General features: G+C 68.3%; 17 protein-coding genes, 1 tRNA gene and 1 pseudogene. 8 read left to right on the top strand and 11 right to left on the bottom strand.

What is annotated here, in order from left to right; genetic code table 11:
• Positions 1-62: 62 nt before the first annotated feature.
• A complete protein-coding gene (locus tag QE385_RS11355) occupies positions 63-794 on the bottom strand; it encodes a Crp/Fnr family transcriptional regulator (RefSeq protein ID WP_307101881.1) in 732 nt (243 codons plus the stop codon).
• A 151-nt stretch (positions 795-945) separates the two neighbouring features.
• On the opposite strand from QE385_RS11355, the gene QE385_RS11350 reads away from it, so the two are divergent.
• Positions 946-1,131 carry a DUF1328 domain-containing protein gene (locus tag QE385_RS11350; RefSeq protein ID WP_007407044.1) on the top strand — a complete coding sequence of 62 codons (186 nt, stop codon included), beginning with the start codon at positions 946-948 and terminating at the stop codon, positions 1,129-1,131.
• Between the two features lie 7 nt (positions 1,132-1,138).
• On the top strand, positions 1,139-2,731 hold the full coding sequence (locus QE385_RS11345) for a cisplatin damage response ATP-dependent DNA ligase (RefSeq protein ID WP_307101879.1): 1,593 nt from the start codon (positions 1,139-1,141) through the stop codon (positions 2,729-2,731).
• Here QE385_RS11345 and QE385_RS11340 read toward each other — a convergent pair.
• Both QE385_RS11340 and QE385_RS11335 read right to left on the bottom strand, forming a co-directional pair.
• A pseudogene (locus QE385_RS11340) lies at positions 2,728-3,706 on the bottom strand (IS481 family transposase). The gene QE385_RS11345 and the pseudogene QE385_RS11340 overlap by 4 nt on opposite strands.
• Positions 3,707-4,029: 323 nt before the next feature.
• A complete protein-coding gene (locus QE385_RS11335) occupies positions 4,030-4,557 on the bottom strand; it encodes a DUF2306 domain-containing protein (protein WP_307101877.1) in 528 nt (175 codons plus the stop codon).
• 152 nt (positions 4,558-4,709) lie between these two features.
• On the opposite strand from QE385_RS11335, the gene QE385_RS11330 reads away from it, so the two are divergent.
• On the top strand, positions 4,710-5,483 hold the full coding sequence (locus QE385_RS11330) for a LytTR family DNA-binding domain-containing protein (protein ID WP_307101875.1): 774 nt from the start codon (positions 4,710-4,712) through the stop codon (positions 5,481-5,483).
• A 135-nt stretch (positions 5,484-5,618) separates the two neighbouring features.
• Here the strand turns inward: QE385_RS11330 and murA are convergent, their stop codons facing one another.
• A complete protein-coding gene (gene murA / locus QE385_RS11325; RefSeq protein WP_307101873.1) occupies positions 5,619-6,899 on the bottom strand; it encodes a UDP-N-acetylglucosamine 1-carboxyvinyltransferase in 1,281 nt (426 codons plus the stop codon).
• 208 nt (positions 6,900-7,107) lie between these two features.
• Between murA and QE385_RS11320 the strand changes: the two genes are divergently transcribed.
• Positions 7,108-7,797 carry a Crp/Fnr family transcriptional regulator gene (locus QE385_RS11320; RefSeq protein ID WP_307101871.1) on the top strand — a complete coding sequence of 230 codons (690 nt, stop codon included), beginning with the start codon at positions 7,108-7,110 and terminating at the stop codon, positions 7,795-7,797.
• Position 7,798: 1 nt separating this feature from the next.
• Here the strand turns inward: QE385_RS11320 and QE385_RS11315 are convergent, their stop codons facing one another.
• On the bottom strand, positions 7,799-8,146 hold the full coding sequence (locus QE385_RS11315; protein WP_307101869.1) for a DUF393 domain-containing protein: 348 nt from the start codon (positions 8,144-8,146) through the stop codon (positions 7,799-7,801).
• Between the two features lie 59 nt (positions 8,147-8,205).
• A complete protein-coding gene (gene katG, locus QE385_RS11310; protein ID WP_307101867.1) occupies positions 8,206-10,467 on the bottom strand; it encodes a catalase/peroxidase HPI in 2,262 nt (753 codons plus the stop codon).
• Between the two features lie 314 nt (positions 10,468-10,781).
• On the opposite strand from katG, the gene QE385_RS11305 reads away from it, so the two are divergent.
• A complete protein-coding gene (locus tag QE385_RS11305; RefSeq protein ID WP_307101866.1) occupies positions 10,782-11,723 on the top strand; it encodes an NAD(P)/FAD-dependent oxidoreductase in 942 nt (313 codons plus the stop codon).
• Positions 11,724-11,756: 33 nt separating this feature from the next.
• On the opposite strand, the gene clpS is transcribed toward QE385_RS11305, so the two are convergent.
• From clpS to QE385_RS11285, 4 genes are all read right to left on the bottom strand, one after another.
• A complete protein-coding gene (gene clpS, locus QE385_RS11300; RefSeq protein ID WP_307104689.1) occupies positions 11,757-12,113 on the bottom strand; it encodes an ATP-dependent Clp protease adapter ClpS in 357 nt (118 codons plus the stop codon).
• A gap of 114 nt (positions 12,114-12,227) precedes the next feature.
• Positions 12,228-15,521, bottom strand: coding sequence for an error-prone DNA polymerase (locus QE385_RS11295; RefSeq protein ID WP_307101864.1), 3,294 nt, complete (start codon positions 15,519-15,521; stop codon positions 12,228-12,230).
• Positions 15,522-15,775: 254 nt separating this feature from the next.
• Positions 15,776-17,329 carry a DNA polymerase Y family protein gene (locus tag QE385_RS11290; protein WP_307101862.1) on the bottom strand — a complete coding sequence of 518 codons (1,554 nt, stop codon included), beginning with the start codon at positions 17,327-17,329 and terminating at the stop codon, positions 15,776-15,778.
• Entirely contained in the window at positions 17,220-17,981 is a 762-nt protein-coding gene (locus QE385_RS11285; protein ID WP_307101860.1) for an ImuA family protein, read from the bottom strand. Before QE385_RS11285 ends, QE385_RS11290 begins: the two co-directional genes overlap by 110 nt.
• Before the next feature lie 131 nt (positions 17,982-18,112).
• On the opposite strand from QE385_RS11285, the gene QE385_RS11280 reads away from it, so the two are divergent.
• Positions 18,113-18,187, top strand: a tRNA-Gly gene (locus QE385_RS11280).
• Between the two features lie 195 nt (positions 18,188-18,382).
• On the top strand, positions 18,383-18,865 hold the full coding sequence (locus QE385_RS11275; protein ID WP_307101858.1) for a GNAT family N-acetyltransferase: 483 nt from the start codon (positions 18,383-18,385) through the stop codon (positions 18,863-18,865).
• Here the strand turns inward: QE385_RS11275 and QE385_RS11270 are convergent, their stop codons facing one another.
• The gene (locus QE385_RS11270; protein WP_307101856.1) at positions 18,866-19,615 is read right to left on the bottom strand and encodes an SDR family NAD(P)-dependent oxidoreductase; all 750 of its coding nucleotides are present in this window, start codon (positions 19,613-19,615) and stop codon (positions 18,866-18,868) included.
• A 149-nt stretch (positions 19,616-19,764) separates the two neighbouring features.
• On the opposite strand from QE385_RS11270, the gene QE385_RS11265 reads away from it, so the two are divergent.
• On the top strand, positions 19,765-20,436 hold the full coding sequence (locus QE385_RS11265) for a DsbA family oxidoreductase (protein ID WP_307101854.1): 672 nt from the start codon (positions 19,765-19,767) through the stop codon (positions 20,434-20,436).
• Positions 20,437-20,456: the final 20 nt, after the last annotated feature.

Below are 20,456 nucleotides of genomic sequence, written 5' to 3'. Positions count from 1 at the left end.
CCCCCACCCCTGCCCCATGATGCAAAGGGCCTCGGCGAAAGCCGGGGCCTTTTGTCTGGGCGTCAGACCGCCGCGGCGGGCAGCCAGGGGGCCTCGAACCGCGGTCGCCGGGGGGGCAGCGGGGAGAGCTGGCGCAGCGCGGGCAGATCGAGCAGGCGGAAGCGATGGCCCTGTCGCGAGATCAGCCCCTCGGCCTCCATCGCCCGGATCGTCCGGTTGACGTGAACGGCGGTCAGGCCGACCAGATCGCCGATGATCTCCTGGGTCAGCGGCAGGTGGAAGCTGTCGTCCTGCACCATGTCGATCGGGGTCAGCCGCGTGTGCAGATCGACCAGCAGGCGCGCCAACTGCTCCTTGGCCGAGGCGTTGCCCGTGATCGCCAGCATGTCCATCAGCGCCAGCCGCTCCATCTGCGCCGCCGTGGTGAACAGCGCGCCGAGGCGCGGCATCTCGGTCCAGAGTTGACCGATCCGTTCATAGGGCACGAACGCCGTCACCGCCTCGGTGATCGCGGTCAGCGTGTCGGCGGCATGCGGCAGGACCATGCTGGGCGTGGCCAGCATGTCGCCGGGCAGATGGACCTTCTGGATCAGCCGATCGCCGTTGCGCAGCACGATCGAGGAACTGATCCACCCCCGGATATGCAGGTAGAAGCCGCTGACGACATCGCCTTCGCGCTGGAACGTCTGGCCGCGACGGCGCACCACCTCGGCATCGCCCAGGTTGATCAGCGCATTCTCTTCGGCCGGGGTCAGGTCGCACAGGGCACGATAGCGGTGGGTCGGATAAGGCATAGGATCGCCTTGTTCCATTTCCCCAACCCTTTTGCCAACCGATCCTTGCATTTAGCGGGCACGCCCGCCCCCTTTCGGTTTCGCCCATCCGTAATCGGAACACCAACCGTCCTGGCCGGTTGACCCCCTATCAGGTCAGGAGAATCGTCCCATGCTCAAGCTCGCCATCACCTTTCTCGTCGTCGGACTGATTCTCGGCGCACTGGGGTTCGGGGGAATCGGGGGCGCCTTTGTCGGCATCGCCAAGATCCTGTTCTTCATCGCGATCGCACTGTTCGTGATCTTCCTCGTGCTGGGACTGGTCGCGGGCAAGTCGGTGAAGAACGCCATCGACTGATCCGCCGATGCGCGAATTCGCGGCGTTGCTCGATGCGTTGATCTATACCCGGTCGCGCAACGCCAAGCTGAAGCTGGTCGCGGATCACCTCGCCGCCACGCCCGACCCCGACCGGGGCTGGGCGATGGCGGCGTTGACCGGCGATCTCGACCTGCCCGGCGTCAAGCCCGCGCTGATCCGCGCGCTGATCGAGCAGCGGGTCGACCCGGTGCTGTTCCGCATGAGCCGCGACTATGTCGGCGACACCGCCGAGACGGTCGCGCTGCTCTGGCCCGCGCCCGACCGGCCGCTGGACCCCGAACCCCTTTCGGTCAGCGCGGTGGTCGAGCGGTTGCGCCACCTCTCCCGCTCGGACGCCCCCGCCGTGCTGGCCGACATGCTCGACCGGTCGAGTGCGGAGGAACGGTTTGCGCTCCTCAAGATGGCGACCGGCGGCCTGCGCATCGGCCTGTCCGCCCGACTCGCCAAGACCGCCTTCGCGCTGCATTTCGGGCTGGACGTCGACGCGGTGGAGGAGGTCTGGCACGGCCTGTCGCCGCCCTATGCCGAACTGTTCGCCTGGGGCGAGGGCAAGGGCGCGCAGCCGACGCCCGCCGACGTGCCGGTCTTCCGCCCCTTCATGCTGGCGCATCCACTGGAGGATCTGCGGGTCGACCTGACCGACTATGCCGCCGAGTGGAAATGGGACGGCATCCGGGTGCAGATCGTCCATGTCGCGGGCCAGACCCGACTCTACAGCCGGACCGGCGACGATGTGACCCACGCCTTTCCCGATGTGGCGAGCGCCTTCGACGCGGTGGGCGCGGTCGATGGCGAGTTGCTGGTCAAGGGCGAGCATCAGGGGGGCACGCTGGAGGATGGCGGCGGCGCGGCCAGTTTCAACGCGCTGCAACAGCGGCTGGGGCGCAAGACGGTGTCGGCCAGGATGCTGGCCGATTACCCCGCCTTCGTCCGGCTCTATGACATATTGGTCGACGGGACGGAGGATGTCCGCGCCCTCCCCTGGACCGGGCGCCGCCAGCGGCTGGAAGCGTTCGCGGCCAGACTCGACCCCGACCGATTCGACGTCAGCGCGGTGATCGAGGCGGAGGACTTCACCGCGCTGGAGGCCCTGCGCGCCACCGCCCGCGATGCCGCGATCGAAGGGGTGATGCTCAAGCGCCGCGATTCGCCGTATAGCGGCGGGCGGCGGGTCGGCCTGTGGTACAAATGGAAACGCGATCCGCTGACCGCCGATTGCGTGATGATGTATGCGCAGCGCGGCAATGGCCGCCGGTCGAGCTATTATAGCGACTATACCTTCGGCTGCTGGACCGAGGAGGGCGAGCTGCTCCCGGTCGGCAAGGCCTATTCGGGGATCACCGACGAGGAGTTGCGGCAGCTCGACCGTTTCGTGCGCGCGCATACGGTGCAGCGCTTCGGCCCCGTGCGCGAGGTCGAGAAGACGCTGGTGCTGGAGATCGCGTTCGATTCGATCCACGAGTCCAAGCGGCACAAATCCGGCGTCGCGATGCGCTTCCCCCGCATCGCCCGCATCCGCACGGACAAGCCCGCCGAAGAGGCCGACCGGGTGGACACGCTCAAGCGGCTGGTGACCTAGGTGTTCAGTCCCGGCATCTGGTGGATCGGGTTGACGATGAACCGGTCTGGCTCTGACGTCCAGATCTTGGCGATGTATTCGTAGGGTGTGAGCCCGCTGAGCGTCTTGAGCCGTCGGGCGAAGTTGTAGGCGGCCATGAAGTCGGCGAGGTGCGTCCGGAGCTGGTCGTGGCTCTCGTAATGGAAGCGTTTGACGGTCGCCTCCTTGATGGTGCGGTTCATCCGTTCGACCTGTCCGTTGGTCCACGGATGGTTCGGTTTGGTGAGCCGGTGCTCGATATCGTTTGCCTCGCAGATCATGTCGAAGCGCATTTGGCGGGACCAGGCGGTGTTGCGGTTGCGGGGCTGCTCGGCGAACTGGATGCCATTGTCGGTCAGGATAGTGTGGATGCGGTACGGCACGGCTTTCAGCAGATGTTCGAGGAACTCCCACGCTGTGCGTCTGGCAGCCTTGTCGACCAGTTGAGTGACCGCGAACTTGCTGGTGCGGTCTATGCCGACGAACAGGTAGAGCTTGCCTTCGGCAGTCTGCACTTCGGCAATATCGATGTGGAAGAAGCCGATCGGGTAGCGTTTGAAGCGTTGCCGCTTCGGTTTGTCGCCTTCGATGTCCGGCAGCCGGGAGATCCCGTGCCGCTGGAGGCATCGGTGCAGCGCTGAGCGCGTCAGATGCGGGAGCGACGGTTGCAGGGCGTAGAGGCAATCCCCCGCCTACGCGGGGGCAGGCTGGCGGCAGCAGCGTGTGCCGCCGGAACGCCACAACCATTGCCTCCTCGGCCTCGGACAGGGTTGTCGAATGAGGGGCCTTCGGCCCTGTCTTCATATCCTCGACCGTCGCCCGCTTACGCCACTTCGCGACCGTCTTCGGGTTGATCCCCAACTCACGGCTCAGCGTCGAGAGCGAAGCTTGCGATCGCTGTATTGCTGCTCGGACGGCGTGCGTGGTCGTGGCGCTTCCGTGACGTACCTGTCCCATACGGCATCCTTCCATTCCAACGAAAGGATCGCACCATCAAACCGTGGGATCAAACACCTAGGGCCGGTCGCCATTCAGCGATGCCTTTCCTTCCCTCGCCCCTCGCAGAGGGGAGAGGGTTGCGCAGACTTGGCCTTTGCGAAAGCAAAGGCCTAGTCGGAACTGGGTGAGGGGTAGGCGCTCGCTCGGCGAGCGCGCGAGCCCTTGGGCTCGCTCAACCCCTCACCCAAGCTGCGCTAGCCAGCAGGCTGGCAAGCTTCGCTAACCCTCTCCCCTATCCAGGGGAGAGGGGAAGAAGACGCAATACCGAATGTCGATCGGCCCTAGCCGAACAGCCACGTCCCCATGACACGACCGGGCAGGAAGGCGAAGGAGCCCGCGCCGATCAGCCCGGCCAGATACAGGCCGACCATGACCTTGCGATGCGTATCGATCCGCCCCGCGCGGGCGGCCGTGATCGCGCGCCACAGCCCGATCAGCGTAACCGGCACGAAGAGGTGGATGACGCTGAACTGCCCGTGATTCAGGTCGCGCAACGCCAGCGCCGACAGCGCCGCGACCGCCATCAGCCCCGCCCACAGCTTGCCCAGCATCCGGTGCCGCGCATCGCCCTTGCGCGCCAGCAGCACATACAGCCCCAGCGGTAGTGCAGGCAGTACGGAACCGAGGTGAATCCACACCGCCACGTCATGCGCCCGCGCCAACGTCGGTGACAGGCCGAGCGCCCCCCGCGCCATGGCGGCCACCGCCATCAGCGACAAGGTGCCGCCCGCGACCAGAATCGCGAGGCGCAGCGCGGGGGATATATCGGAACGGCGGCAGTTCGGGGCGGCGATCGAAAGGCTGGTCATCGGTCGATATCCTGATCGGGAACGGGTTCGTCCCTTCCTGCCCTCGCGCCGCCGCTTCGCCAGCGGTCTTGCGCGGATCGACGGTTTCGCTTCGTGGAGCGGCCGATTTGCCATTTCGCGAAGCGCCAATTGGCCATAGGCACAAGGCCGTGATGCCCCGTTCGCGCCGCCTAGTGATCGATATCGCGCTGATGATCGGCGTGGGGCTGCTGCTGGCGGTGCTGGGACCGTTCGGGACCTTCGATGCGCATTTCGCCCATCGGCTGATCTATTGGGTCGCGCTGATGCTGGCGGGCTATGCGCTGTACAAGCCGATGATGGCGGGCGCGCTGGTCATGGCGGCGCGGCTGCATCTGCCCGAAATGGCGGGCTGGGCTGCCGCCGCGATCCTTGCCAGCGGGCCGATGAGCGTCATCGTCTGGTGTGTCGGTCGGCTGGGCCTGCCGCCGCGCTGGCCCGACGGGGATCAGGCGCTGCTGCTCTATGGCAATGTGCTGGTGATCGGGGGACTGGCCAGCCTGTTGCTGTGGTACGGCCAACGGCGGCGGCGTGTCGCGCCGGAGCCCCCCACACCCGAACCCGTGTCCGAACCCGCGCTATCCGTTGCCGATCCCCGCCCCGCGCTGCTGGGCCGCCTGCCTCCGGGCTTCGGCCCCGACATCGTCGCGCTGGAAATGGAGGACCATTATCTGCGCGTCCACGGCGCCCATGGGTCGGAACTGATCCTGCTCAGGATGCGCGACGCGGTGCAGGAGGTCGCACCCCTGGTCGGCGCGCAGGTGCATCGCAGCTGGTGGGTGGCGCGCGCGGCCGTCCGCGAGGCGCATCGCGAAGGTCGCGGCGTGCGACTGGTCCTGACCGGCGGGGTCGAGGCGCGAGTCTCGCGCGCGATGGTGCCGGTGCTGGAGGCCGAGGGCTGGTGGTAGCGGCTTTAAATTCCTCCCCTGCAAGGGGAGGTGGCAGTCCGTAGGACTGACGGAGGGGTGTCAACGCTGCTGCTGACACCCCTCCACCACCGCTTCGCGGCGGTCCCCCTCCCCTTGCAGGGGAGGAACAAGTTGTTAGTCGCCGACCCGCTCGATATCCGCGCCGACCGCCGACAGCTTCTCTTCGAGGCGCTCGTAACCCCGGTCGAGGTGATAGACGCGCGACACCGCCGTCTCGCCCTCGGCGGCCAGACCCGCCAGGATCAGGCTCATCGAGGCGCGCAGGTCGGTCGCCATCACCGGCGCGCCGGTCAGCTTCTCGACACCCTTCACCATCGCGGTGCGGCCATGCACCTGGATGTCCGCGCCCATCCGCGCCAGCTCGGGCACGTGCATGTAGCGATTCTCGAAGATCGTCTCGGTCAGCGTGCTGGTGCCCTCGGCCTTGCACAACATCGCCATGAACTGCGCCTGCATGTCGGTGGCGAAGCCCGGATAGGGCGCGGTCGACAGGGTCAGCGGCTGGAGCGGGCCGTTGGCGGCGACGCGGATCGAATCGCGGCCTTCCTCGACCGTCACCCCCGCCTCGGTCAGCGCCGAGAGCGTCGCGCGCATGTCGTCGGCACAGGCACCGACCAGCTCCAGGTCGCCGCCGGTGATCGCCGCGGCACAGGCATAGGAGCCCGCCTCGATCCGGTCGGGCATGACCGAATAGGTGGCACCGTGCAGCCGGTCGACACCCTCGATGGTCAGCGTCTCGGTGCCGACGCCGTCGATTCGTGCGCCCATCGCGATCAGCAACCGGCACAGGTCGACGATCTCGGGCTCACGCGCGGCATTGCCCAGCACCGAGGTGCCCTTTGCCGTGACGGCGGCCATCAGCGCATTCTCGGTCGCGCCGACCGACACCACCGGGAAGGTATAGCGACCGCCCGACAGGCGACCGCCCGGCGCGCTGGCCTTCACATAGCCGGCGGTCAGTTCGATCTCCGCGCCGATCGCCTCCAGCGCCTTCAGGTGCAGGTCGATCGGACGGTTGCCGATCGCGCAGCCGCCGGGCAGCGACACCCGCGCCTCGCCCGCGCGCGCCAGGATCGGGCCCAGCACCAGGATCGACGCGCGCATCTTGCGCACGATGTCATAGGGCGCCTCGGTCGAGAAAAGCTGGCCCGCCCGGATCGTCATGACCCGGCCGAAATCCTCGGGCCGCGTCCCCTCGACCCGCGTCGACGCGCCGATCTGGTTCAGCAGATGGCCGAACCCGTCGACATCGGCCAGCCGCGGCAGGTTGCGCAGCGTCACCGGCTCGTCGGTCAGGATCGCGCAGGGCATCAGGGTGAGCGCGGCGTTCTTCGCGCCCGAGATCTTCAGGCGGCCCGACAGCCGGTTGCCGCCGCGAATGAGGATACGGTCCATAGACCCGCCCTCCTAGCGGACACGCGCGCCACCGCCAAGGGTCGCGCGCGTCCGGACCGTCGAAACCCCCGACAAGCAAGAATAGGGCCGGTTGATCGATATTAATGCGAGGGATCGGCCTTGATGGCTAAGGCATTCCACCGCTTGGGGGGATGGAGTGTCAGTGTCAAAAAGCGGCCTTGCTGATCGCCTCAATCGTTGGGTTACGTTGACCCCGGCGGAACGCCAGACCCTGGCGCGTCTGGAAGAGCGGCCCCGGTCGATCAAGCGCGGCGGCGTGCTGATGGACGAACAGGCGCGCAGCGAGGAATTGTACATCGTCCAGCAGGGCATGCTGATGTGCTATGTCCTGCTCGACGACGGCAGTCGCCAGATCGTGCGCTTCCTGTTTCCCGGCGACCTCTTCGCGCTGTCGACCCTGGTCTATGGCCGGTCGCCCGATACGATCGTGGCGGTGTCGAACGCGGTCGTCTGTTCGTTCGACCGGACGCTGGTCACCTCCATCGCCGCCGAGCATCCCCGGCTGCTCAGCCTGTTCCTGGTCCTCAACCAGATCGAGCGGGTCATCACCACCGACCGGCTGGCGGGGCTGGGCCGCACCACGGCGCGCGCGCGGGTCGCGACGCTGCTCCTGTCGCTGCGCGCGCAGATGCGCCAGGCGGGGATCGATGTCTCCACCTCCTTCACGCTGGGACTGACCCAGGAGGAGATGGGCGATGCGATCGGGCTGACCGCCGTGCACGTCAACCGGATGCTGCGGCAGCTGGAGGATGAGGGGCTGATCCGGCGCGAGGGCGGCCGGGTGTTCCTGCTCGCCGAGCAGCGGCTGGTGCGCGAGGCGGGCTATGTCGACCGGTTCGAGGGGCTGGACCTGAGCTGGCTGCCCCCCGGCCGATAGGTCAGCCGCGCCCGCCCGCCAGACGTTGCAGATGCGGGCGGACCGTCAGGAAGCGCAGATAGGCCGCCTCCAGCACCCCCAGCGCGACCCGATTGCGCGCGGCGAGCCCCAGCGGGCGCAGCAGCGGAATGGCCCGCCACATCGCGGCGAAGGCCGCCGCGCCCGACAGCATCCGCCCGTCCTCGCGCGCATGGAAACGGGCGAGCATCGCCTCGCGATCGATCGGACAGGACGAACCTTCATCGATCGCGACGAACGCGATCCGCCCGCGCCGGTCGAGCCGCCGCATCATCGCGATCTCGCGACGGCACAGCGGACAGGCGGCGTCGTACCAGACGGTCAGGCTCATGCGATCCTCGCCTCGGTGGACGGCGGCGGCCCCGACCTGTCCGGGGCCGCCGCCTGCCATCAGAAAAGATCGGCGGTCATCACCTTGTTCCACACCGCGATGAAGTCGCGAACGAAACGGCGCTGGCCGTCCTCGGCGGCATAGACCTCGGCGATGTTGCGCAGCTGCGAATTGGCGCCGAAGATCAGGTCGTTGCGCGTCGCGGTGAATCGCGTCTCGCCACTGTCGCGGTCGTCGAGCGTGAATCGCAGCCCGGCATCGTCGCGCCTGGTCCAGACATAGTCCATGCTGGTCAGCACGCGGAAGAAATCGTTGGTCAGCACGCCCACCCGGTCGGTGAACAGCCCGTCCTGCGATCCGTCCCAATTGGCGCCCAGCACCCGCAGGCCACCCGCCAGCACGACCCATTCGGGCGCGCTGAGCGTCAGCAGCGCCGCCTTGTCGAGGAACAGCTGCTCGGGCGACACGCGGCCCCGGGTGATCGTCGCGAACTGATCGTCGACATAGTTGCGGAAGCCGTCGACCACGGGCTTGAGCCATTCGAAGCTGTCCGCGTCGGTCAGTTCGTCGGTGGTGTCGCGCCGTCCCGCGCCGAACGGCACCGCCTCGGCGAAACCGGCATCCGCCGCCGCCTTTTCGACCGCCGCGCAACCGCCCAGCACGATCAGGTCGGCCAGCGACACGCGCTTGCCGTCCATCGCCGCGTCGTTGAACGCCGCCATCAGTTCCCGGAGCCTGGCGATCACGGGCACGGTGCGGCGATTGACCACCCAGTCCTTTTGCGGGGCCAACGCGATTCGCGCGCCATTGGCGCCGCCCCGCTTGTCGCTGTCGCGATAGGTTACGGCCGCGGAAAAGGCGGTGAAGACCAGGTCCGACACCGACAGGCCCGAATCCAGGATCTGCTGCTTGAGCTGCGCGATCTCGGCCCCGTCGATCAGCGGATGGTCGCGGACCGGAATCGGGTCCTGCCACAGCAGGTCGGGCTCGATCGTCACCTCGGGTCCGACATAGCGTTCGCGCGGGCCCATGTCGCGGTGGGTCAGCTTGTACCACGCCTTGGAGAATTGCTCGGTGAAATAGTCGAAATCGGCCAGGAACCGCTCGCAGATCGGGCGATAGACGGGGTCGACCTTCAGCGCGATATCGCTGGTCATCATCATCAGCTTATGGGTCTTGCCCTCGATATGCGCATCTGGGGTGCGCGGCGCGTCACCGTCGACCGGCGTCCATTGCAGCGCGCCCGCCGGGCTGCGCGTCTGTTCCCATTCCAGGCCCAGCAGATTTTCCAGATAGCTGTTGTCCCACTGGGTCGGGTTCTGGGTCCAGCTGCCCTCGATGCCGTTGGTCATCGTGAACTCGGCATTGCCGGTGCCTTCGGGATTGTGCCAGCCCAGCCCCATTTCCTCGATCGGGGCGATTTCGGGCGGCGCGCCGATCCGGTCGGCCTTCACCATGCCATGGCTCTTGCCGAAGGCATGGCCGCCCGCGATCAGCGCCACCGTCTCCTCGTCGTTCATCGCCATCCGGGTGAAGGTGATGCGGATGTCGCGCGCCGAGGCCATCGGATCGCCGTTCGCATAGGGGCCTTCGGGGTTCACATAGATGAGCGACTGGTGCGAGGCGGCGAGCGGCTGTTCCAGGTCGTAATCGGCGTCGCCATTCTGCCCGCGCCACCGCTTGTCGCGATTGACCATCTCGTCGAACGAATCGACCTGGGTCATGTCGAAGACCTCCGGCCCCCAATAGGCCGCATCGTCGGCCTCCCACGCATCCTCGCGCCCGCCGCCGAACCCATAGGTGGGCAGCCCCATGATCTCGAGCGCGCAATTGCCGGTCAGGACGATCAGATCGGCCCAGGACAGCGCCGCGCCATATTTCTGCTTGATCGGCCAGAGCAGGCGACGCGACTTGTCGACATTGCCATTGTCCCACCAGCTGTTGATCGGCGCGAAACGCTGCATCGCCTCGCCCGCGCCGCCGCGTCCGTCGGCGATGCGATAGCTGCCCGCCGAGTGCCAGGACATGCGGATCATCTGCGGTCCGTAATTGCCGTAATCGGACGGCCACCAGGCGACCGAGCTGGTCAGGAACTGCTTGATCTCGGCCTTCAGCGCCTCGAAATCGATCCGGGCAAAGGCGGCGCGATAGTCGAACGCCTCGCCCAGCGGATTGGCGCGCGGGCCATGGCGGTGAAGCTGCTCGACGCGCAGGCGATTGGGATACCAGTCCGCCAGCGTCGGCGGGGTGGTGAAGGCACCGCCGATCCGGTCCCCGCCAAAGGGGCACTTGCCTTCAAGAACCGTCTTATAGTCTTCCATGCCTTGGCCTCATGCGTGTCGGATCGGGAAAGAAAATCACTGAAACACAGCGACATGCTGGCAAGATGAAGGTCAGTCCCCATCCCCGCCATGCGATGGCGCCGGCGGCATGTCGTCCGCGACCGGCGGACGAGCCCGCCGATCTTCGCGCGCAACAACGTCGCGATGGAGCGGTCGATCCTTTCGCGCGGGCGGTGGCGGTTAAAAAAATCATCATGGATCAAGTCGGTTGCTTGCTCCGCTGATGCGGATCATTTGCGGCCGCGATGCGTAACCGCACGGAGCCCGTGCGATCGGGCAGGCCGCAATGGAGAATGGCGACGATGCGATCGATGGCGATCATCGGGGCGGGCATGGCCGGGCTGTCCTGCGCCGCGCGGGCCGCAGAGGCGGGATGCGACGTCCGGCTGTTCGACAAGGGGCGCCGCCCCGGCGGCCGCCTGTCGAGCAAGACGGTTTTCGCCGAAGGGCTCGACTTCGCCTTCGATTACGGCGCGCAGTATCTGACCGCGCGCGATCCGCTGTTCAGGGCCCAGGTCGCCGACTGGGAAAAAGCGGGAATCGTGGCGCGCTGGCCCGCCGCCGGGGCGGATGCCTGGGTCGGCACGCCCGCCATGGCGACGATCCCGGCGCATATGGCCGGGGCGCATCAGGTCCGCTGGTCGACCCATATCCGATCGGTCGCACGCGACGCGACGGGCTGGACGCTGGTCCATGACGAAGGCTGCGAAGGACCGTTCGACGCGCTGGTGCTGGCGATCCCGGCCGAGCAGGTCGGCCCGCTGATCGCCGCGCACGACCCCGGACTGGCGCAGCGCGCGGCCGCCTGCCCTTCGGCGCCCTGCTGGACGGTGATGCTGGGGTTCGACACCCGGCTGTCGGTGGCGGACGTGCCCGCCCTTCGCGATCCGATCGACTGGGCGGCGCGCAACCCCGCCAAGCCGGAGCATGGCGGCGGCGAGGCCTGGACGATCCACGCGACCGAGGACTGGTCGCGACGGCATCTGGAACGCGATGCCGCCTCGGTCACCGCGTCGCTGTTGCGCGCTTTCGAGGAGCAGACGGGATCATTGCCGCCGCCGGTCCATGCCGCGGCGCATCGCTGGCGCTATGCCCGTTCGGCCAAGGGCGGGACGGGCGCGCATGTCCGGCCCGACATCGCGCTGGCGGCGTGCGGCGACTGGCTGATCGCGCCGCGCGTGGAGAGCGCCTGGATGTCCGGTCGGCAGGCGGCGGACGGTCTGTCGTCGGGATAGCGAGCGGGGGGCATCCCCCTCACCCGCGCGCGGTCACGCCTTTTCGAGCGTGCACTGAAGCGGATGTTGGTTGGCGCGCGCAAAGTCGATGACCTGCGCCACCTTCGTCTCGGCGACTTCATAGGAGAAGACGCCGCACACCCCGACCCCGCGCTGGTGCACATGCAGCATCACGCGGGTCGCATCGTCCATGCTCATCCGGAAAAACCGCTGAAGGCACAGCACGACGAATTCCATCGGGGTATAGTCGTCGTTGAGCATCAGCACCCGGTACGGTGTCGGCTGCTTGGTCCGCGCGCGGGTGCGGGTCGCGACGCCCAGGCCGGAACCGTCATCGTCGCCATGATCGGGCCCCTGGCCGGGCCCGCGCCCCGGCCCATTGCCGGTCATCCCCGAAGGCGGGGTGAGGAGATCGTTGTTCAGGGCCATGATGAGGTAAAATATGGCATGGCGGGGGGTGGGCACAAGTCCTTCGGCGGGTCGCCGTCGCAGAAATTGCCGCCTTCAATGAAAATCACGCGAGCGGGGGAGCAGGCGGACGTCGCGCGGGTGCACCCCGCGCGGCGCGACCGGCCCGCGCGGATCGGGCGAGCGGGTCGGCACGGCGGGCACATCCTCCAGCCGGGCGAGCATCGCGCTGCGATCCTCGACACCGGCGGTCATCAGATGGACGACGCCCTCCTCGCTGCGCTGGACCACGCCGTGGAGCAGCATCAACCGCGAGGCCATCACCGCGCGCCGATTCGCCTCGAAATCGCGCGCCCAGAGCAGCGCGTTGACGATTCCCGTCTCGTCCTCGATCGTGACGAAGATCGCATGGCCCTTGCCGGGCCGCTGGCGGACCAGCACCACCCCCGCCACCTTCGCCCGCCGCCCGTCGCGCAGATTGTGGAGGTCGGCGGCGGACAGCACCCCCTCCGCCGCCAGTTCGGCGCGCAGGAACGCCATCGGATGCCCCTTCAGCGACAACCGGGTCGCACGGTAATCGGCGCTGACCTGTTCGGACAGCGTCATGGGGGGCAGCGTCACCTCCGGCTCGGCGGCCATTTCGGGGGCCTGCATCGCGGCGAACAGCGGCAGTTGCGCCGCCTTCATCCGCCGCGCCTCCCACTGCCCCTCGCGCCGCCCCTGCCCCAGCGAGCGATAGGCGTCCCCCTGTGCCAGCAGGTCGAGCGCACGACGGGGAAGCTGCGCGCGGATCGCGACCGATTCGATCGTCTCATAGGGGGCGTGGGTGGCGATGGCGTTGCCCCAGTCCTCGCGAAACGCATCCAACTGGCGAAAGCCGAGCCGCAGTGCAAAGGCGCCGTCGCCACGCCGCTCCAGCCGATTGTCCCAGCCGCTGTGATTCACATCGACCGGCCGCACCTCGACCCCGCCATTTTCGCGCGCATCGCGGACGAGCTGGGCGGGGGCATAGAATCCCATGGGCTGGGCGTTGAGCAGCGCGCAGGTGAAGATCGCGGGCTGATGGCATTTCAGCCAGGCCGAAACATAGACCAGCCGCGCGAAGGACAGCGCATGGCTTTCGGGAAAGCCATAGGAGCCGAAGCCCTCGATCTGCTTGAAACAGCGCTCGGCGAAGTCGGGTTCGTATCCGCGCCGGACCATGCCGCCGATCATCTTCTCGCGGAAACCCTTGATGGTCCCCACATTGCGGAACGTCGCCATGGCGCGGCGCAGGCCATTGGCCTCGTCCGGCGTGAATCCCGCTGCCGTGATGGCCAGCTTCATCGCCTGTTCCTGGAACAGCGGCACGCCATAGGTCTTGCCGAGCAGCGTCCGCAATTCGTCCGCCGGGCCTTTGGTCGGGGACGGATAGCTGACCGGCTCCTTGCCCGCGCGGCGGCGCAGATAGGGATGGACCATGTCCCCCTCGATCGGCCCCGGCCGGACGATCGCGACCTGTACCACCAGGTCGTAGAATTCCTTCGGCTTCAGCCGGGGCAGCATGTTGATCTGGGCGCGGCTTTCCACCTGGAACACGCCGATGCTGTCCCCCTTTTGCAGCATCGCGTAGACGCGATCATCCTCCTCCTGCGCCAGATCGGTGAGGTCGGGGCGCGGCATCCCGTTGGCCTCCATCAGGTCGAACGCCTTGCGGATGCAGGTCAGCATGCCGAGCGCCAATATGTCGACCTTCATGATCTTCAGCTCGTCGATATCGTCCTTGTCCCATTCGATGAAGGTCCGCCCCTCCATCGCGCCGTTATGGATCGGCACCGTCTCGTCGAGCCTTCCTTGCGTCAGCACGAAGCCGCCGACATGCTGCGACAGATGCCGCGGCGCCCCCAGCAGCCGGTCGACCAGGGTCCGCAACCGCGCGATCTCCGGATTGTCGGGAGAGAAGCCGGTTTCGTGGAACCGCTTCTCCTCGAACTGCTTGGAAAAGCTGCCCCAGACGGTGCTGGTCAGCCGCTGCGTGACATCCTCGCTCAGCCCCAGCGCGCGGCCGACCTCACGCACCGTGCTGCGCGGGCGGTAATGGATGACGGTCGCGGCGATCGCGGCGCGGTGGCGACCATAGCGGTTGTAGATATACTGGATCACCTCTTCGCGCCGCTCATGTTCGAAATCGATGTCGATATCGGGCGGCTCGCCCCGCTCGGCCGATACGAAGCGCGAGAAGAGCAGGTCATGCCGGGTCGGATCGACCGAGGTGACGCCCAATATCCAGCACACCGCCGAATTGGCTGCCGAGCCGCGTCCCTGACAGAGGATCGGCGGCTTCAAGCCGCGCGCATGGCTCACCACGTCATGCACGGTCAGGAAGTAATGCGCATAGTGGCGCTCGCGGATCAGCGCGAGTTCCATGTCCAGCGTATCCCGCAACCGGGCCGGAACGCCCTCGGGGAACCGCGCGGCGGCCTCCCGCCGGACCAGTTCGTCCAGCCAGTCCTGCGCCTCCCATCCTTCGGGCACCGGCTCATGCGGATAGTCGTAGGACAGGTGCTCCAGCCGGAATGTAATCCGGTCGAGGATCGCGATACTCTCGTCCACCGCCCCCGGCCGGTCGGCGAAGAGCCGTGCCATTTCGGCGGCGGGCTTCAGGTGCCGCTCGGCATTGGCCGCCAGCCGCCGTCCGCCGGTGCGGATGGTCAGCCCCTCGCGGATACAGGTCAGTATATCCTGTACCGGACGGTCACCGGGTTCGGCGAACAGCGCATCGGTGGTCGCGAGCAGGGGCACGCCCCGCGCCTCGGCCAGCGCCGCCTGCGCCACCAGCCGTCGTCGGTCCGCGCCCCCTCTCGGCATGGTCACGCCCAGCCACACCCGCCCCGGCGCCGCCGCGACCAGCCGGTCGAGCGTCGCCGCCAGCCCTGGATCGGCACGCCGGGGCGGCAGCATCGCATCCGGCATCGGCTCGCAGGCGCGCGCGGAGGATTCCGGCAGCGCGATCAGCAGCAGATCCTGGGCATGGCGGACCAGATCGCCCAGCCCCAGGATGCAGCCGCCTTTCCTCGCGCGCTTGTTGCCCAGCGTCAGCAACCGGGTCAGCCGCCCCCAGCCGGTGCGGTCGACCGGATAGGCGACGATGTCGGGCGTGCCATCGGCAAAGACCAGCCGAGCGCCGACGACCAGGGTCGGCGGCGGGGGGGCGCCGATCTCCGCCGCTGACGCGCAGGCCTTTCGCCAGGCCTTGAGGGCGCGCACGACTCCTGCGACGGTGTTGCGATCGACGATGCCGATGCCGTTGAGGCCCAACTCATAGGCTCGGGCCACCATATCCTCGGCCGGACTCGCGCCGTCGAGAAAGGAATAATGCGTCGCCGCGACCAGTTCGGCGAAGGCGGGCATTTACCGTTCTGCCCGTGCTGGCGGGATCGTGGCGAAACTCGACCTTCCCTGCCCCACACACCCCACCCCGGCGAAGGCAGGGGTCCAGTTTCGCACCGATGGGAATGATGGGCCGACGTCACCCCAACTGGATCGCGGCCTTCGCCGGGATGGTGCGTTACAGAAATATCGTTCTTCTCGAAAGCGCGACACCCCTCCGTCAGCGCTATGCGCTGCCACCTCCCCTTGCAGGGGAGGAATTGGAATGGGGCTCCTCATGCGAACAGCCCGTGCACATACCAGCGCGGCCGCTCGGTCTCGCTGTAGAGGCCGTGGCGGAAGATCCAGAAGCGCCGCCCGCGCACATCCTCCACCCGGTAATAGTCGCGGGTCGGCGGCGCCATGTCGGCGCGGCGCCACCATTCGCCCGCGATCCGCTCGGGCCCTTCCGCGCGCGCCACGTCGTGCAGCTTGCGCCGCCAGCGAAAGCGCGCGGGCGGGCCGTCGGGCGTTTCGGCGGCGAGCGACTCGATCGGCTGGGGCGGATCGAACAGGTGGATGGGGCGCGACGGCGGCTCGCCCGGCTCGGGCCGGGTCCATTCGGCCCTGGGGGTCGGGTCGGTCGCGGGGAGCAGCAATTCGGCCTGTTCGGGCATATGGCTGTCGCGCGGATGGATTCGCCGCACCCGCTCGCGCCCCAGCCTTGTGCCCAGCCGGTCGATCAGCGCGGCGACCGCCTCGGTCCTGGCCTCGCCCCCCTCCAGCCGCAGCTGCACCGCGTCCAGCTTCTCGGCCAGCCCCACGTCCAGCCGGATCAGGTCATAGCCGAAACCGGGGTCGAGCGGATCGGCCAGCGCCTCGATCCGCTCGCGGAACAGCCGCAGCAGCACCGCCGGGTCGCGCGTCGGCTGCCCCGTCTCGACGCGCAAGGCCTGCACCTCGCCATCCGCGCGGAACAGGCGCGCGTCCCAGCGGCGGCCGCCCTCATGCCGCTCTTCCAGCGCGCGCGCCGCCTCTCCCGCCAGTTCCTCCAGCACCGCCAGCATATGCTCGGTCCGCGCCACCGGCTCGGCAAAGCGGCGCTCCACCGCGATCGGGGTCGCGACGACGCGCGGGGTCAGCGGGCTGTCCTCCTCGCCGGTCAGCCGCCGGAGCGCGGTGGCCGCCTCACGCCCGAATCGCGCGGCGATCGTCGCCATCGGCCGCGCCAGCACATCGCCGACCGACTTCAGCCCCGCCGCCACCAGCGCCGCACAGCCATCCTCGTCCAGTTCCAGCGCGGCGACGGGCAGGCGGCGGATCGCGCCCATCTCGTCCGGGGCGGGTGCCCCCGCATGCCGCGCCAGCGCGCGCGCCGCCTCGGGCGTGTCGCCATAAGCCAGCCGGACGGTGATGCCGCGCCTGGCCATCCGCGTCTCGATATCCTGGGCCAGCCCGCGCTCGCCGCCGAACAGATGGTCCGCTCCGCCCGAATCGAGCACCAGCCCCTGTGGCGGGTCGAGCGCCACCGCCGGGCTGTACCGCCGCGCGCCCTCGGCCAGCCGTTCCAGCCAGTCGGCGTCCGCCGCCGGATCATAGGGATACACCTCGACCTCGGGCACCCGCGCGCGCGCATCGGCCAGCGTCAGCCCGACCGACAGCCCCGCCGCCACCGCCGCCGGGTCGAGCGCGGCCAGGCGCATCGCCCCGCCCACCGATTCGGCAAAGGCAATCGGCGCGTCACCCCGCGCCACGAACAGGTGCGGGCGGCGTGCCCGCAACCGCTCGATCGGCAACCAGGGGAAGACGAGGGCCAGATAGCGGCGCGGGATCGAAGCTCTGCGTGTCACGGTTCCACTCCACACGCCACCGGGCGCCCGCGGGCCCTCCCCGTCGGCGCAGCAATTCCAGATCATAGGCGGGCGCCCCCGGCGCATCGGCGGCGAGCGCGCGCGACGGGGCGGGCGCGACCGACCAGCGGGTCGCGGCGGCGCTGGGCACGACCTGCCCGCCCACCCGCAACAGGATCATCATCACGCCCGAGGCTTCGGCGGCCAGCATCAACCGGCGCGAGGCGGTGAGGTCGAGCCCGCGCATCGCCCCCCAGCCCTCGGCGATGACGCTGCCCAGCCCCGGACAGCGCGCGCCATCGGCGGCGGCGCGGAGCAGCGCGGCATCGTCGGCGACCACCACCACGACCAGTTCGGCGGGGTCGAGCCCCATCGCGATCAGCCCCGGCCCATGGAGTCGCCCGCCCTGCCGCTCCGCCGCCTCGGTGCGCAGCCACAGGGTCGGCCGCGCCGCGCCGGCCAGCACGCATCCGATCGCGAACCCTGCGCCGCTGGCCGCCGATTCCTGGGAAAGCGCATGAACCTCATGGAGTTGCGCCCGCGCCAGCCGGGGTGGCACGCCTTTTCCTTTCCCCTCTTCGCCGTCACGCGCCTGCTCCACCAGCGCAGCCGCGCGGCGCAGACGATCGATCAGGGCAAAGGGCTCCTCCATATATGTTCTTGTAATGTTCTGTTGGCGGAGTCGCCAGCCGTAAAAAAATTGAAAAAAGTGCTTGCCGGATTCGAAACCCACATCTAATAGCCCGCCTCACCCCAGCCGGTCAGCCGGTTCGGAACGCCAGAGCGGGCGTAGCTCAGGGGTAGAGCACAACCTTGCCAAGGTTGGGGTCGAGGGTTCGAATCCCTTCGCCCGCTCCAGCGATCTCTCGGAAGAGATCGCCTTCGTCGTCAGCGACGATCCCATAAAATCTCACATTACCTGCATATCGTCCCTTGCATGGAAGCGCCAATCTGCCGTGCCGTTCAGCGGTCGAGAGCAGCTCCTTCGCTCGTTTGGGGACCATGACCGCCATATCGCGCGACCTGATCGTCATTCGGCCTTAGATCCGCCCCATGCCGATTCGCCCTGCCTCCCCCGCCGATGCCCCCGCCATCGCCGCGATCATCCTGCCGGTGATCCGCGCGGGCGAAACCTATGCGCTCGACCCCGCCATGTCCGAAGAGGCCGCGCTCGCTTACTGGTTCGGCGGGGACAAGACGGTCTTCGTCGCGGAGGAGGATGGTGCGATCCTCGGCACCTATTATCTGCGCGCCAATCAGGCGGGCGGCGGGGATCATGTCGCCAATGCGGGCTATATGACCGCCCCGGCCGCGCGCGGCAAAGGCGTCGCGCGGGCGATGGCGCTCCATTCCTTCGACCAAGCCCGCGCGCGCGGCTTCACCGCGATGCAGTTCAACTTCGTGGTCGCCAGCAACGCCGCCGCCGTGCATCTGTGGACCGCGCTGGGCTTTGCCACGGTCGGCCGGGTGCCGGGGGCGTTCCGGCACCCGGCGCTGGGGCCGGTGGAGGCGCTGGTCATGCACCGGCCGTTATAATCAACTCTCGCGCGCGACCTGGAAGCCCGCAAAGGACTGGCTGACCGGCATCAGTTCCAGCCGGTTGATGTTGAGATGCGGCGGCAATTCGGCGACCCAGAGCAATGTCGCGGCGATGTCCTCACCCGTCATCGGGTTGGACCCGGCATAGAGCGCGTCCGACGCCGCCTGGTCGCCGCCGGTGCGAACCGTGGTGAACTCGGTTTCGACCATGCCCGGCTCGATCGAGGTGACGCGCACCCCCTTGCCGTGCAGGTCGGCGCGCAGGTTGAGCGAGAATTGCTTCACGAACGCCTTGGTCCCGCCATAGACGTTGCCGCCGGTATAGGGATAGTTCGCCGCCACCGAGGACAGGTTGATGATCCCCCCGCGCCGTTCGATCAGCCGGGGCAGCAGCCGATGGGTGATGGTGACGAGTGCGTCGATATTGGTCGCGATCATCGTGCGCCACTGGGCCAGGTCGCTGTTCTGGGCGGGCTTCGTGCCCAGCGCCAGCCCGGCATTGTTGATCAGCAGGTCGATCCCCGCGAAGTCGGGCGGCAGGTCGCCCAGCGCGGCGTCAAGCGCCGCCTCGTCGGTGATGTCGAAGGCGAGCGGATGGAAGGCCCCGCCCAGTTCCTCCGCCAGCGCCTGGAGCCGGTCCGCCCGGCGCCCGGTGCCGATCACCCGCCAGCCGCTCGCGACGAACGCACGCGCGGCGCTGGCGCCGATTCCGGCGGTGGCGCCGGTGATAAGGGCTGTCTTGGTCATGCAGTCATCTCCTTGGAGCAGGCCGGTGTCGTAGCGGCTGCGACCCGTCGATGGCAAAGACCCGCCGGGGGCTTTGCGTTCCGCCCCCCTTTCGAAGCCGGACGGCATCCCCACATAAGGGCCCTTCCCGCCCGCCATCAGGACCGCCCATGCCCCGCCCCCTCCGGATCGATTTCGTCTCCGACATCTCCTGCCCCTGGTGCATCATCGGCCTGCGCGGGCTGGAGATCGCGCTGGAGCGGCTGGCGGACTCGTCGGGCGCGGCGGTGGAGGTCGATCTGCACTTCCAGCCATTCGAGCTGAATCCCGCCATGGCGCCCGAGGGCGAGAATATCGTCGCGCATATCGGCCGCAAATATGGCGCCACCCCCGAACAGTCGGCGGCCAACCGCGCGACGATCCGCGAGCGTGCGGCGGCGGTGGGCTTCACCATGGCGATGGGCGACACGTCGCGAATCTATAACAGCTTCGATGCGCACCGCCTGCTCCACTGGGCGGGGATCGAGGGGCGCCAGGCCGCGCTGAAGCACGCGCTGTTCGACAGCTATTTCACGCAGGGACAGGATATTTCGAATCGCGAGATCCTGGCCGCCGCCGCCGTCCGTGCCGGTCTGCCCGAGGACGAGGCGCGCGCGATCCTGTCTTCCGACCGCTATGCCGCCGAGGTGCGCGAGGCGGAGCGGCTGTGGCAGGGGCGCGGTATCCAGTCGGTGCCCGCCATCGTGATCGACAACCGCTATCTCATCTCGGGCGGACAGCCGCCCGAATCCTTCGAGCAGGCGCTGCGCCAGATCCTGGCCGCCGAACCTGCCGACGCCTGAATCTTTGGGAAAGGACACGC

The sequence above is a fragment of the Sphingomonas sp. SORGH_AS_0950 genome, from assembly GCF_030818415.1.
Taxonomy (GTDB): Bacteria; Pseudomonadota; Alphaproteobacteria; order Sphingomonadales; family Sphingomonadaceae; genus Sphingomonas.
The sequence above is the reverse complement of the archived record's forward strand: the minus strand, read 5'-3'. Positions and strand labels throughout refer to the sequence as shown.

What these genes read in the sequence shown, in the direction of transcription:
- QE385_RS11355 (WP_307101881.1), bottom strand. Translation starts at nt 794, where the DNA reads ATGCCTTATCCGACCCACCGCTATCGTGCCCTGTGCGACCTGACCCCG.
- QE385_RS11350 (WP_007407044.1), top strand. Translation starts at nt 946, where the DNA reads ATGCTCAAGCTCGCCATCACCTTTCTCGTCGTCGGACTGATTCTCGGC.
- QE385_RS11345 (WP_307101879.1), top strand. Translation starts at nt 1,139, where the DNA reads ATGCGCGAATTCGCGGCGTTGCTCGATGCGTTGATCTATACCCGGTCG.
- QE385_RS11335 (WP_307101877.1), bottom strand. Translation starts at nt 4,557, where the DNA reads ATGACCAGCCTTTCGATCGCCGCCCCGAACTGCCGCCGTTCCGATATA.
- QE385_RS11330 (WP_307101875.1), top strand. Translation starts at nt 4,710, where the DNA reads ATGCCCCGTTCGCGCCGCCTAGTGATCGATATCGCGCTGATGATCGGC.
- murA (WP_307101873.1), bottom strand. Translation starts at nt 6,899, where the DNA reads ATGGACCGTATCCTCATTCGCGGCGGCAACCGGCTGTCGGGCCGCCTG.
- QE385_RS11315 (WP_307101869.1), bottom strand. Translation starts at nt 8,146, where the DNA reads ATGAGCCTGACCGTCTGGTACGACGCCGCCTGTCCGCTGTGCCGTCGC.
- katG (WP_307101867.1), bottom strand. Translation starts at nt 10,467, where the DNA reads ATGGAAGACTATAAGACGGTTCTTGAAGGCAAGTGCCCCTTTGGCGGG.
- QE385_RS11305 (WP_307101866.1), top strand. Translation starts at nt 10,782, where the DNA reads ATGGCGACGATGCGATCGATGGCGATCATCGGGGCGGGCATGGCCGGG.
- clpS (WP_307104689.1), bottom strand. Translation starts at nt 12,113, where the DNA reads ATGACCGGCAATGGGCCGGGGCGCGGGCCCGGCCAGGGGCCCGATCAT.
- QE385_RS11295 (WP_307101864.1), bottom strand. Translation starts at nt 15,521, where the DNA reads ATGCCCGCCTTCGCCGAACTGGTCGCGGCGACGCATTATTCCTTTCTC.
- QE385_RS11285 (WP_307101860.1), bottom strand. Translation starts at nt 17,981, where the DNA reads ATGGAGGAGCCCTTTGCCCTGATCGATCGTCTGCGCCGCGCGGCTGCG.
- QE385_RS11275 (WP_307101858.1), top strand. Translation starts at nt 18,383, where the DNA reads ATGCCGATTCGCCCTGCCTCCCCCGCCGATGCCCCCGCCATCGCCGCG.
- QE385_RS11270 (WP_307101856.1), bottom strand. Translation starts at nt 19,615, where the DNA reads ATGACCAAGACAGCCCTTATCACCGGCGCCACCGCCGGAATCGGCGCC.
- QE385_RS11265 (WP_307101854.1), top strand. Translation starts at nt 19,765, where the DNA reads ATGCCCCGCCCCCTCCGGATCGATTTCGTCTCCGACATCTCCTGCCCC.